Source organism: Georgenia muralis (assembly GCF_003814705.1).
Lineage (GTDB): Bacteria > Actinomycetota > Actinomycetes > Actinomycetales > Actinomycetaceae > Georgenia > Georgenia muralis.
The window spans coordinates 3657935-3669731 of record NZ_RKRA01000001.1; the positions used below are offsets into that span (position 1 = coordinate 3657935).

The following is an 11797-nucleotide window of genomic DNA, read 5'->3' on the forward strand; positions in this document are numbered from 1 at the left end:
GCGTCAGCGGCCCGCGAGGAAGGTCAGGAGGAGCTGACGCTGGAGGTCGAACATCTCCTTCTCCTCGTCCGGCTCGGCATGGTCGTACCCGAGGAGGTGGAGGATGCCGTGCGTGGTGAGCAGGAGGAGCTCCTCCACGGTGGAGTGACCCGCGGTGCGGGCCTGGGTGGCGGCCACCTCGGGACAGAGCACGATGTCGCCGAGCGTGCCCTCGGCGGGCTGCTCGCCCTCCCGGGCCGGGCGCAGCTCGTCCATGGGGAAGGACAGGACGTCGGTGGGGCCGGGCTCGTCCATCCAGCGCTCGTGCAGCTCGGCCATGACGTCGGTGGTGACGAAGAGGATCGACAGCTCCGCCTGGGGGTGCACGCGCATCTCGTCCAGGACGTAGCGGGCCAGGGCCGCGAACTCCTCGCCGTCCACCTCGTAGCCGGACTCGTTGTTGATCTCGGTGCTCATCGCCGTCCCCCGCGCCCCTCGCGCCGCTCGCGCAGCTCGGCGCGGGCGCGCTCGCCCTCGCGGGAGCGGACGTTGGCGTCCCAGCGCTCGTAGGCGTCGATGATGTCGCCCACCAGCCGGTGGCGCACGACGTCGGCGCTGGTGAGCCGGCAGAACGTGACGTCCTCGATGTCGTCGAGGATCTCCTGGACCACCCGCAGGCCCGACCGGGTGCCGCTGGGCAGGTCCACCTGGGTGACGTCGCCGGTGACGACGACCTTCGAGCCGAACCCCAGGCGGGTGAGGAACATCTTCATCTGCTCCGGGGAGGTGTTCTGGGCCTCGTCGAGGATGATGAAGGCGTCGTTGAGGGTTCGTCCGCGCATGTACGCCAGCGGGGCGACCTCGATGGTCCCGGCCGCCATGAGCTTGGGGATCGACTCCGGGTCGAGCATGTCGTGCAGGGCGTCGTAGAGGGGCCGCAGGTAGGGGTCGATCTTCTCGCTGAGGGAGCCGGGCAGGTAGCCCAGCCGCTCGCCCGCCTCGACCGCGGGCCGGGTCAGGACGATCCGGCTGACCTGCTTGTTCTGCAGCGCGCCGACCGCCTTGGCCATCGCGAGGTAGGTCTTGCCCGTGCCCGCCGGGCCGATGCCGAAGACGATGGTGGAGGCGTCGATGGCGTCGACGTAGCGCTTCTGGCCCAGCGTCTTGGGCCGGATGGTCCGCCCGCGGTTGGACAGGATGTTCTGGGTGAGGACCTCCGCCGGGCGGGCGGCGCTGGGCGCGGTGAGCATGGCGATGGCCCGCTCGACGGCGTCGGCGGACAAGGCCTGCCCGGCCCCCGCGACGGTGGAGAGCTCGTCGACCAGGCGCTCGGCGAGGGCGACGTCGCCCACCGGCCCGGTGAGGGTGAGGACGTTGCCGCGGACGTGGACGTCCACCGCCGGGAAGCCCCGCTCGACGGCGCGCAGCACCTCGTCGCGCTGGCCGAGGAGGACCACCATGGGGACGTCGTCGGGGACGGTGACCTGGTGCTGGACGTGGCCGGGGACGTGGGCGCCGTCGCCGGGAGCGGTCTGCTGCGTCATGGGTCGGGCCGGCGGCCCAGGATCTCCTCGGTCGGTGGACGCACGGCGCGCGCCGTGCGTGGCCAGGATATCGGGTGGCCGCCCGTTCAGCCCCAGCGGCCGAGCCGTTGCGCGAGCACGGCCAGCGCGGCCGGTCCGGCGGTGGAGGTGCGCAGCACGTGGGGCCCGAGCAGCACGGCGCGCGCCCCGCCGGCCTCCAAGGCGGCCACCTCGGCGTCGGTGATGCCCCCCTCGGGACCGACGACGACGGCGACGTCGACGGCGCGGGCCGGCCCGTGGGCCCCCGCGGTGAGCGTGCCCGGCCCCGGGAGCACGACGGTGGCGAGCGGCCTCGTGGCGCGCTCGTGCAGGACCAGGACGGCGCCACCGGCGGCCACCGTCGTGGCCACGGCCGCGGACAGCTCCCGGGTGGTGACGGGCTCGTGGACGGCCGGGACCCGGGCCCGCCGCGACTGCTTCGCGGCGGCGAGGGTCACGGCCGCCCAGCGGCGCCGGCCCTTCTCGGCCCTGGGCCCGGACCAGACGGACACGGACCGCTCGGCCTGCCAGGGGACGACGGCGTCGACGCCGAGCTCGGTGGCGGTCTCCACCGCCTGCTCGTCACGCCCGCCCTTCGCCAGCGCCTGGACCAGGACCAGCCGGACCCCCGGCGGGGGCTCGTGGGTGAGGGTCTCGACCGCCACCGCGAGCTCCTCGCGGGCAGCGGCCACGACCGTGCCGCTCGCCCGGGTGCCGGCGCCGTCGACGAGGTCGACGGCCTCACCCACGCGCATCCGCCGGACGGCGACGGCGTGACGGGCCTCGTCGCCGGTGACGGTCACGACGCCACCCGGCGCGGCGCCGTCGAGGTCGGCGAGGAAGACCGCGGTCGTCATCTCCCGGCGAGCCTCTCGCGCAGCTTGGAGAAGACCCCCGATCCGGAGGCGGCCAGGCGGGCCTCGGGCTGCTCCTCGCCGCGCAGCGAGGCGAGCTCGGCGAGGAGCTCGCGCTGGCGCTCGTCCAGGCGGGTGGGCACCTGGACGTCGAGGTGGACGTGCAGGTCCCCGCGGCCGGGCCGGTGCAGGTGCCCCACGCCGAGGCCCGGCAGGGTGACGACCTGCTCGGGCTGGGTGCCCGGCACCACGTCGACCTCGCGCGGACCGTCGAAGGACTCCAGCGGCAGCACGGTGCCCAGCGCCGCGGCCGTCATGGGGATGCCCATGGTGCAGTGCAGGTCGTCCCCGCGACGGACGAACACGGGGTGGGGCTTCTCGCGGATCTCGACGTAGAGGTCGCCGGCAGGCCCCCCGCCCGGGCCGACCTCGCCCTGGCCGGTCATCCGGATGCGCGTGCCGGAGTCCACCCCGGCGGGCACCTGGACGTTGATCGTGCGGCGGGTGCGCACACGGCCCTCGCCGGCGCAGTCCGGGCACGGGTCGGGGATGACGGTGCCGTGGCCCTGGCAGGCCGAGCACGCGGTGGTGGCCATGACCTGGCCGAGGAAGGAGCGGGTCACGCGCTGGACGGAGCCGCGGCCGTGACAGACCTCGCAGGTGCGCGGGGAGGTCCCGGGCCGGCAGCACGAGCCCTGGCACGTGCCGCACACGACGGCGGTGTCCACCTGGAGGTCGCGGCTGCCGCCGAAGACGGCCTCCTCGAGGTCGATGTCCAGGCGCACGAGGGCGTCCTGGCCGCGGCGCCCGCGCGGGACGGGCCCTCGCGGGGCACCGCCCGCGGCCGCGCCGAAGAAGGTCTCGAAGATGTCCTGGAAGCCGCCGAACCCGGCGCCGCCGCCGCCCCCCAGGGCGGACTCGCCGCCCATGTCGTAGAGCTGGCGCTTCTCCGGGTTGGACAGGACCTCGTACGCCCGGGTGACCTCCTTGAACTCGTCCGCCACGTCCGGCCCCGCGACGTCGGGGTGAAGCTTGCGGGCGAGCTTGCGGTAGGCCTTCTTGATCTCCTCGGCGCTCGCCTGGCGGGAGACACCGAGGATCTCGTAGTAGTCGCTCACGGGGTCACTCTCTGTCGGCTTCGGGCCGGGGGCTGCCGGCCTGCGGTCGTGGCCGGGGCACCGGCCTGGGGGGCCGGACGGGCCGGCGGGGCGCTGCGGGCCGGACGGGCCGGCCGCGGTGGGTGGGTCCGGACGGGCCGGACCGGGGCGGTCACCCGGCAAGGAACCGGGAGAGGTAGCGGGCCACCGCGCGGACGGAGGCCATGGTGCCGGGGTAGTCCATCCGGGTGGGGCCGAGCACGCCCAGCCGGGCGATCCCCTCCGCGGGTGCAGAACCACCGTACGCGCTCGCGACGAGGGAGGCCTCCGAGAGCGCCTCGGAGCGGTTCTCCGAACCGATCCGCACGGCGACGTCGTCCTCCATCTCCGAGAACAGCCGCAGGAGCACCACCTGCTCCTCCAGGGCCTCCAGGACGGGACCGATGGTGCGGCTGAAGTCGACGTCCGAGCGCGCCAGGTTGGCCGTGCCCGCCATGACGATGCGCTCCTCGGCGTCCAGGCGCAGCGTGTCCAGGACCTCCTCGCTCACCGCCTCCACGAGCGGGCGGTGCTCGGGGGCGAACTGCGGGGGCAGCGCCGCGAGCGGCTCGACGATCGCGCCGAGGCGACGGCCCGCGCACGCGACGTTGAGCCGGGCGCGCAGCTCGCCGACCACCCCGGGCTCGAGCTCGTTGCCGGTCTCGACGGTGCGCTGCTCCACCCGGCCCGCGTCGGTGATGATGACCACGAGCAGCCGGTGCGGACTGAGCAGGACGAGCTCGAGATGACGCAGGGCCGAGCGCCGCAGCGACGGGTACTGCACGACGGCGACCTGGTGGGTCAGCTGGGCGAGCAGGCGCACGGTCCGCTCGACGACGTCGTCGAGGTCGACCGCGGAGTCCAGGAGGTTCGCGATGGCCCGACGCTCGGGGACCGAGAGGGGCTTGAGCGTGGAGATCTGGTCCACGAAGGCGCGGTAGCCCTTGTCGGTCGGGACGCGTCCGGCCGAGGTGTGGGGCTGGGCGATGTACCCCAGCTCCTCCAGGACGGCCATGTCGTTGCGGATGGTGGCCGGGGAGACGCCGAGGGAGTGGCGCTCGACGAGCACCCGGGAGCCGACCGGCTCCCTCGTCTGGACGTAGTCCTGCACGATCGCACGCAGCACGTCGAGCCTCCGGTCCTCGCTCACGGTTCCTCCCTCCGTCGGGCCAGCACTCTCGGCCGTCGAGTGCTAATCCTACGCGCCACGCCCGCGCGCGCTGCGTGGGGGCGCGCCACCGGCGGCCTACCCTGCCCGGGTGGACGACCGCTACGGCACCGACATCCTCTCCGCCGACCCCCACCGCGCGGGCGCCTACGCCCACCGCGCCACCACCACCGACCGGGCCGCGGAGAAGGGCCTCGTGGTGGAGGAGGTCGGCACCGGCTGGGTCGGCGCCGTGGTGCGGGTGGAGAAGTCCGGCGGCATGCACGTGGTCGTGCTGGAGGACCGGCGCGGCCGCACCCGGACGTTCCCGCTGGGCGCGGGGTTCTGGGTGGAGGGCCGGCCGGTCCGGCTCGTCCCCCCGGCGACGGCGCGAGCACCGCAGGGTCCGCGGACCGCCGGCGGCCGGCGGCTGACGGCGTCCGGCTCGCTCGCCGTCGAGCAGGAGCGCGCCCGGGTGGCGCGGGCGTCGCGGATCTGGGTCGAGGGCCGCCACGACGCCGAGCTCGTCGAACGGGTGTGGGGCGACGACCTGCGGGTCGAGGGCGTCGTCGTGGAGCTGCTCGACGGCGTGGACAACCTCGCCGCCGCGCTGCGGGACTTCCGCCCCGGCCCGGGCCGGCGCGCCGGGGTGCTCGTGGACCACCTCGTGCCGGGCTCGAAGGAGTCCCGGATCGCCGCCGAGGTGACGGCGGGCGCCGCCGGTGAGCACGTGCTCGTCCTGGGCCACCCCTACGTCGACGTCTGGCAGGCGGTGCGGCCGGAGCGGGTGGGGCTGCGGGCGTGGCCGGACGTCCCGCGTGGGACCGACATCAAGGTCGGCACCCTCGCCGCCCTGGGCTGGCCCCACGGCGACCAGGCCGACATCGCCTCGGGGTGGAAGCGGATCCTCGGCACGGTCCGGTCCTACAAGGACCTCTCCCCCGCCCTGCTGGGCCGGATGGAGGAGCTCATCGACTTCGTCACCGGCGTGCCGGAGTGAGGGCGCGCACCGCCGTGCGGGCCCTCGCCCCGGCGCGAGCGGCCGGCCGGCGCTGCCCGGCGGGTCAGCCCGCGCTGCCCGGCACCATGACGACGCCGCCGGTGAGCCGGCGGTAGACGAACGCCGAGGCGATGACGACGAGCGGGAACGCCACGAGCAGCCCCACCACCAGGGCCAGCGCGCCGAGGATGACGACGCCGAGGGCCGCGAGGATGAACAGCACGGCCGTGCCGAGGTTGTCCTTGACGAGGACGAAGCTCGCCCGGAGCGCGTCGACGGCGGAGAGCCGTCGGTCGATGGCGAAGTGCAGGTAGAACATCCCCAGCACCCCGATGATCAGACCCGGGATCACCAGCAGGAGGATGCCGACGAACATCGCGAGCGACAGCAGGACCGCGGCGAGCAGCGCCTGGAGGAAGTTCGGCACGGAGAGGAAGTCGCCGACCTGGATCCTCCTGCCGTCCACGGTGCGCAGCGCGGCCGAGACGAGCGCCGCCCCGATCGCGAAGTTGATGATCGTGAAGATGATGTTCACCAGCGACGCCGCGGGATCGAAGGTCATCATGACCCACCCGGCGTCGCCGGAAGGCGCTCCGGCGTTGCGGATCGTGCGCTCGATGCTCGTGCCGGTGCTGCTCACGACGAGCATCACCAGCGCGGCGAGCACCCACGGGCCCGCGTTGACCTTGAACCCCTGCCACGCGTAGCGGAAGGCCTCACCGACGGAGACGGGCGGGGCCTGGAGGGCGACGGGCGGCGCATGCTGGCCGTACTGCGGGGGCGCCTGCTGGCCGTACTGCGGCGGCGGCACCTGCTGGCCGTACTGCGGCGGCGGCACCTGCTGGCCGTACTGCGGCGGCGGCACCTGCTGGCCGTACTGCGGCGGCTGGCCGCCCGCGGGCGCCCAGGGCGCGTCGTGGCGCTCGTCGTCGCGCGGCTCGTCGGGGATGCGGTCGGGGCTCTCCCCGGGGGGAGGCGGGCTCTGGCTCACTGGTGGGACCTCCCACTCGTCGGACGCGCCCTGTCCCTGATGACGATGGCACACCGCGGCGCCGGGCGGGAGAGCCCTACGGCCCGGTTCTTAGGCGGTGAGCTCGCGCACGACGGCGTCGGCGAGGAGCCGGCCCCGCAGGGTCAGGGCGACCCGGCCGTCCCGGGCCGGTCCGGGCTCGACCAGGCCACGCCGGGCGAGGTCCGTCACGACCGCTGCGAGCCGCGCCGGCACGGCCCCGCCGGGACGCAGCTCGACGCCGTCGGCGAGGCGGACCCCGAGCATGATGCGCTCGAGCTCGGCCTCCCGCGCCCCGAGGACCTCGCGCCCGGCGGCAGGGCTGAGCCCGTTCTCGAGCCGGTGGGCGTACGTGCGCGGGTGCTTGACGTTCCACCACCGGACCCCGCCGACGTGGCTGTGCGCCCCCGGGCCGACGCCCCACCAGTCGTGCCCGCGCCAGTAGGCGAGGTTGTGCCGGCAGGCGTCATCGGGCCGGCGCGCGAAGTTCGACACCTCGTACCAGTGCAGCCCGGCCCCGGCGAGCACCTCCTCGGCGAGCTCGTACTTGCGGGCCGCGTCGTCGTCGTCGGGCAGGGGGAGCTCTCCGCGGCGGACCTGGGCGCCCATCCGGGTCCCGGCCTCGACGACCAGGGCGTAGGCCGAGACGTGGTCCGGCTCGAGCGCGACCGCGGCGTCCAGGCTCGTGCGCCAGTCGTCCAGGGACTCCCCGGGCGTGCCGTAGATGAGGTCGACCGACACCGCCAGGCCCGCGGCCTTCGCCCAGGCCACCACGTCGGGCAGGCGGGCGGGGTCGTGCGTGCGGTCGAGCGTGGCGAGGACGCCGGGCACGGCCGACTGCATCCCGAAGGAGACCCGGGTGAAGCCCGCCGCGGCCAGCGCCGTCAGCGCAGCCGCATCCACGGAGTCGGGGTTGGCCTCGGTGGTGACCTCCGCGCCGTCGGCCAGCCCCCAGGCGTCCCGGACGGCGCCCAGCATCCCGGCCAGGTCGCGCGCGGGCAGCATGGTCGGCGTGCCGCCGCCGACGAAGACCGTGCTCACGGGGCGGGCCGGCATGCCGGCGGCCACGAGCGCCTCGTCGGCGAGGACACGGGCGGCGAGGTCGATCTCGCGTCGGGCGGTCTCGGCGTACGCCTGCGCGCTCGCGCCGCCACCGAGCTCGGCGTTGGTGTAGGTGTTGAAGTCGCAGTACCCGCACCGCACCCGGCAGAAGGGCACGTGCAGGTACACGCCGAGGTCGCGGTCGGCGGCCCCGGCGGCCGCGGAGAGCGGGAGCCTGCCGTCGTCGGGCGGCGTCTCGCCGTCGGGAAGTGCCGGTGCCATGGCCTCTAGTGTCTCCCACGTGGACCGTGCCCCCGAACCTCGCACCGCGCTGCACCGGCTCGACGGCGACGACCCCGCCACCGCCGCCCGGCGGGCCGCCGTGGTGCGGCTGCGCCCCCTGCCCGCGCAGGAGCCGTACTCCTCGCGGGCCGAGGTGACCCTGCCGCTCGCGGACGCCGAGCCGACCCGTACACCCTTCGCCGTCGAGCACGACGGACGGGTGGTCGGGTTCGGGGTGATCGACTCGCTGGGCTACCTGGCCGACGTCGTCGACCGGCCCGACGAGGCGGCCCTGCTGCGCGGGTTCTACCTCGACGCCGCGGAGCAGAACCGTGGGATCGGCCGCGCGACCGTGCCCCTCCTGCGCGTCCTCGCCCGCGAGCTGGTCCCAGCCGCACGGATCCTCGTCCTCACCGTCAACGAGGCCAACCCGGCCGCGGTGCGCGCCTACACCGCAGGCGGGTTCGTCGACGTCGGGCGCTACCTCGGCGGCGGGCTGGGCCCGCAGCGGGTCATGGCGGTCGCGCTGTGACGGTGGTCAGGCGCGGGCGGCGACCCGGTCGACGTACACGCGCAGGTAGTCGGCCATCCGCCAGCCGTCGTCCGCGGCGTGGGCGAGGAGCGTGCGGGCGTCGGCGGGGTCCTGGGCGGTGAACCACCGGCATACGCTCACCCCGTGCCCGGGCCGGTGGACGGTCGCGACGGCGTCGCCGGGCTCGACCGGCCCGGGGACCACCACCCGCAGGTAGGCACCGGTGCGCCCGCGGGCGGTGAACCGGGCGACCCACCGCTCCTGGTGCAGCCACCGCCCGAAGGTCGCGCAGGGGGTGCGCGGACCGGTCACCTCGACCTCGAGGCGCTCGCCGATCCGCCACCGCTCGCCGATCTCGGCGTCGTCGACGGCCAGGCCCGCGGTGCGCAGGTTCTCCCCGAAGCGGCCGGGCGGGACCGGCTCACCGAGCACGCCCGCCCAGTGCTCGGCCTCGGCGGCGTCGACGGCGTACAGCGCCTTGTCGGGCCCGCCGTGGTGCTTGCGGTCGGCCTGGACGTCCCCGCGCAGCCCGTACGCGCCCACCCGGACGGCGCCGTCGAGAGGCTGCTTGTCGATGGCGGTGACGCCGACCGAGCCCGCGTCCGGGTGGAGCCGCGCCACCCGGCACACGTGGGTGACGACCGCCACGGCCGGTCCTACTTCTTGCCCGTGGGCGCGTCCGAGGTGAGGGCGGCGATGAAGGCCTCCTGCGGGACCTCGACCCGACCGATGTTCTTCATGCGCTTCTTGCCCTCCTTCTGCTTCTCCAGGAGCTTGCGCTTGCGGGTGATGTCACCGCCGTAGCACTTGGCGAGCATGTCCTTGCGCAGGGCGCGGATGGTCTCGCGGGCGATGACGCGCGCGCCCACCGCGGCCTGGATCGGCACCTCGAACTGCTGCCGCGGGATGAGCTCCTTGAGCTTCTCGGCCATCGTCACGCCGTAGGTGTAGGCCTTGTCCCGGTGGACGATCGCCGAGAACGCGTCGACCTGCTCGTGGTTGAGGAGGATGTCGACCTTGACGAGGTCGGCCTCCTGGTCGCCGGAGGGCTCGTAGTCCAGCGAGGCGTAGCCGCGGGTCTTGGACTTGAGCTGGTCGAAGAAGTCCCCGACGATCTCGGCCAGCGGCAGGGTGTAGCGCAGCTCGACGCGCTCCGGGGAGAGGTAGTCCATGCCCAGGAGGGTGCCGCGCCGGCTCTGCGTCAGCTCCATGATCGTGCCGACGAACTCGCTCGGTGCCAGGATCGTGGCCTTGACGACCGGCTCACGGATCTGGCTGATCTTCCCCTCGGGGAACTCGCTGGGGTTGGTCACCCGCACCTGGCCGCCGTCCTCGGCGACGACGTCGTAGGAGACGTTCGGCGCGGTGGAGATCAGGGCCAGGTCGAACTCGCGCTCGAGCCGCTCCCGGACGATCTCCAGGTGCAGCAGACCCAGGAAGCCGCAGCGGAACCCGAAGCCGAGCGCCACGGAGGTCTCGGGCTCGTAGACGAGGGCGGCGTCGTTGAGCTTGAGCTTGTCCAGGGCGTCGCGGAGCACGGGGTAGTCCGAGCCGTCGATCGGGTAGAGGCCGGAGAACACCATCGGCTTGGGCTCGCGGTAGCCGCCCAGGGCGTGCGCGGCCGGCTTGGACAGGTTCGTCACCGTGTCGCCGACCTTGGACTGGCGCACGTCCTTCACGCCCGTGATGAGGTAGCCCACCTCGCCGACGCCCAGCCCCTGCGACGGGATGGGCTCGGGGGAGATGACGCCGATCTCGAGGAGCTCGTGGGTGGCCCGCGTCGACATCATCTGGATGCGCTCGCGCGGGCTGAGGTGGCCGTCGATGACCCGGACGTAGGTGATGACGCCGCGGTAGGTGTCGTAGACGGAGTCGAAGATCATGGCTCGGGACGGCGCGTCGGCGTCACCGACCGGTGCCGGGATGTCCCGCACGATACGGTCGAGGAGCTCCAGCACCCCCTCCCCGGTCTTGCCCGAGACCCGCAGGCAGTCCTCCGGCTCGCCACCGATGAGGCCGGCGAGCTCCTCGGCGTACTTCTCCGGCTGCGCGGCCGGCAGGTCGATCTTGTTGAGGACGGGGATGATCGTGAGGTCGTTCTCCATGGCCATGTAGAGGTTGGCCAGGGTCTGGGCCTCGATGCCCTGGGCGGCGTCGACGAGGAGGACGGCGCCCTCGCACGCCGCGAGGGACCTGTTGACCTCGTAGGAGAAGTCGACGTGCCCGGGGGTGTCGATCATGTTCAGCGCGTAGGCCTGGTCGCCCACCTGCCAGGGCATCCGCACGGCCTGGGACTTGATGGTGATGCCGCGCTCACGCTCGATGTCCATGCGGTCGAGGTACTGGGCACGCATCGCCCGCGAGTCCACCACGCCGGTCAGCTGGAGCATCCGGTCCGCCAGCGTCGACTTCCCGTGGTCGATGTGGGCGATGATGCTGAAGTTGCGCAGCAGCTCCGGCGGCGTGCCCGCCGGGCTGATCTGCGCCGACAGTGCCGGGCTGGGGATCGGTGACAACGCGGGCTACCTCTGCGGGGTGGTGCGCGCGGGGCGCGCGGGACACGGACTGCTCCCATCGTCCCACGCCCGGGCGCGGGCGCCGCGCCGGGGGTGGCACCGGCGGCGAGGACGTCGTGTTCGCCCGGGGCGAGGCCGCTCGGCACCGGGGCGGCGGCCGTGCGAACCTGGGGGCATGACTGCGACGGCCGACGTCCTCGCCCAGGTGGTGCCCACGCTCGTGCGGGTCGCCCGCCGGCCCGGCGCCGCCCTGCTCACCGGTGCCGGGCTCGGGGTCGGCGTCCTCGCGCTGCTCGGGCTCGCCCTGGGCGTCACCGCGACCGGGGCGTGGGCGTGGGTGCCGCTCGGCCTCGCCGCGCTCCTGGCCGTGCCCGTGGTGGTGCTGGCCGTGCGCCGTGGGCGCCTCCAGGCCCAGACGGCGGGCCTGCAGGTCCACCGCACCGTGGGCACGGGTGAGCTCGTGGTGCACGAGCCCGGCACGGCAGGGCGCGACCTGAGGGCCGAGATGGACGCCCTCGACGCCGCGGCCGCCGAGAACGCCCTGCGCACCGCACGCTTCCTGCCCCGGGTCGAGGCCGCCCAGCGGGCCGCCCTCGTCGCGGCGGGCGGCCCGGTCCACGCGCCCTACCTGCGCGACGACCTGCGCGTCACCCTGCTCGCGCTCATCGGCACCGTGGCGGCGATCCCGCTCTCCGTGCTCGCCTCGGTCGGCACCGCCGTCGCCCTGCTGCTGTCCTGA

12 protein-coding genes are annotated in these 11797 nt (G+C 74.5%); 3 read left to right on the forward strand and 9 right to left on the reverse strand.

The window, feature by feature from the left end; translation table 11 throughout:
• Positions 1-3: 3 nt before the first annotated feature.
• The 5 genes from ybeY to hrcA form a co-directional block, all read right to left on the reverse strand.
• Entirely contained in the window at positions 4-456 is a 453-nt protein-coding gene (gene ybeY, locus EDD32_RS16525) for an rRNA maturation RNase YbeY (protein WP_123919235.1), read from the reverse strand.
• Positions 453-1523 (reverse strand): PhoH family protein, encoded by a 1071-nt coding sequence (locus EDD32_RS16530; protein WP_123919238.1) that lies wholly within the window; start codon positions 1521-1523, stop codon positions 453-455. Before EDD32_RS16530 ends, ybeY begins: the two co-directional genes overlap by 4 nt.
• A gap of 86 nt (positions 1524-1609) precedes the next feature.
• On the reverse strand, positions 1610-2398 hold the full coding sequence (locus tag EDD32_RS16535) for a 16S rRNA (uracil(1498)-N(3))-methyltransferase (protein ID WP_123919240.1): 789 nt from the start codon (positions 2396-2398) through the stop codon (positions 1610-1612).
• The gene (gene dnaJ / locus EDD32_RS16540) at positions 2395-3513 is read right to left on the reverse strand and encodes a molecular chaperone DnaJ (protein ID WP_123919242.1); all 1119 of its coding nucleotides are present in this window, start codon (positions 3511-3513) and stop codon (positions 2395-2397) included. Before dnaJ ends, EDD32_RS16535 begins: the two co-directional genes overlap by 4 nt.
• Before the next feature lie 151 nt (positions 3514-3664).
• Positions 3665-4681, reverse strand: a complete 1017-nt coding sequence (gene hrcA / locus EDD32_RS16545) for a heat-inducible transcriptional repressor HrcA (RefSeq protein WP_123919244.1) — start codon at positions 4679-4681, stop codon at positions 3665-3667.
• 70 nt (positions 4682-4751) lie between these two features.
• Between hrcA and EDD32_RS16550 the strand changes: the two genes are divergently transcribed.
• Positions 4752-5678, forward strand: coding sequence for a DUF3097 domain-containing protein (locus EDD32_RS16550; protein ID WP_123919246.1), 927 nt, complete (start codon positions 4752-4754; stop codon positions 5676-5678).
• 64 nt (positions 5679-5742) lie between these two features.
• Here EDD32_RS16550 and EDD32_RS16555 read toward each other — a convergent pair whose 3' ends face one another.
• Positions 5743-6669, reverse strand: a complete 927-nt coding sequence (locus EDD32_RS16555) for a DUF2189 domain-containing protein (protein ID WP_123919248.1) — start codon at positions 6667-6669, stop codon at positions 5743-5745.
• Positions 6670-6759: 90 nt separating this feature from the next.
• Complete coding sequence (gene hemW / locus EDD32_RS16560; RefSeq protein ID WP_123919250.1) at positions 6760-8010, reverse strand: radical SAM family heme chaperone HemW; 1251 nt, start codon at positions 8008-8010, stop codon at positions 6760-6762.
• Between the two features lie 19 nt (positions 8011-8029).
• Here hemW and EDD32_RS16565 point away from each other — a divergent pair, with 19 nt between their 5' ends.
• On the forward strand, positions 8030-8542 hold the full coding sequence (locus EDD32_RS16565) for a GNAT family N-acetyltransferase (RefSeq protein WP_211338870.1): 513 nt from the start codon (positions 8030-8032) through the stop codon (positions 8540-8542).
• A gap of 6 nt (positions 8543-8548) precedes the next feature.
• Here EDD32_RS16565 and EDD32_RS16570 read toward each other — a convergent pair whose 3' ends face one another.
• A complete protein-coding gene (locus EDD32_RS16570; RefSeq protein WP_123919254.1) occupies positions 8549-9190 on the reverse strand; it encodes an MOSC domain-containing protein in 642 nt (213 codons plus the stop codon).
• Between the two features lie 8 nt (positions 9191-9198).
• Entirely contained in the window at positions 9199-11058 is a 1860-nt protein-coding gene (lepA, locus tag EDD32_RS16575) for a translation elongation factor 4 (protein WP_123919256.1), read from the reverse strand.
• A gap of 175 nt (positions 11059-11233) precedes the next feature.
• Between lepA and EDD32_RS16580 the strand changes: the two genes are divergently transcribed.
• A complete protein-coding gene (locus tag EDD32_RS16580; RefSeq protein ID WP_123919258.1) occupies positions 11234-11797 on the forward strand; it encodes a hypothetical protein in 564 nt (187 codons plus the stop codon).

What these genes read in the sequence shown, in the direction of transcription:
- ybeY (WP_123919235.1), bottom strand. Translation starts at nt 456, where the DNA reads ATGAGCACCGAGATCAACAACGAGTCCGGCTACGAGGTGGACGGCGAG.
- EDD32_RS16530 (WP_123919238.1), bottom strand. Translation starts at nt 1,523, where the DNA reads ATGACGCAGCAGACCGCTCCCGGCGACGGCGCCCACGTCCCCGGCCAC.
- EDD32_RS16535 (WP_123919240.1), bottom strand. Translation starts at nt 2,398, where the DNA reads ATGACGACCGCGGTCTTCCTCGCCGACCTCGACGGCGCCGCGCCGGGT.
- hemW (WP_123919250.1), bottom strand. Translation starts at nt 8,010, where the DNA reads ATGGCACCGGCACTTCCCGACGGCGAGACGCCGCCCGACGACGGCAGG.
- EDD32_RS16580 (WP_123919258.1), top strand. Translation starts at nt 11,234, where the DNA reads ATGACTGCGACGGCCGACGTCCTCGCCCAGGTGGTGCCCACGCTCGTG.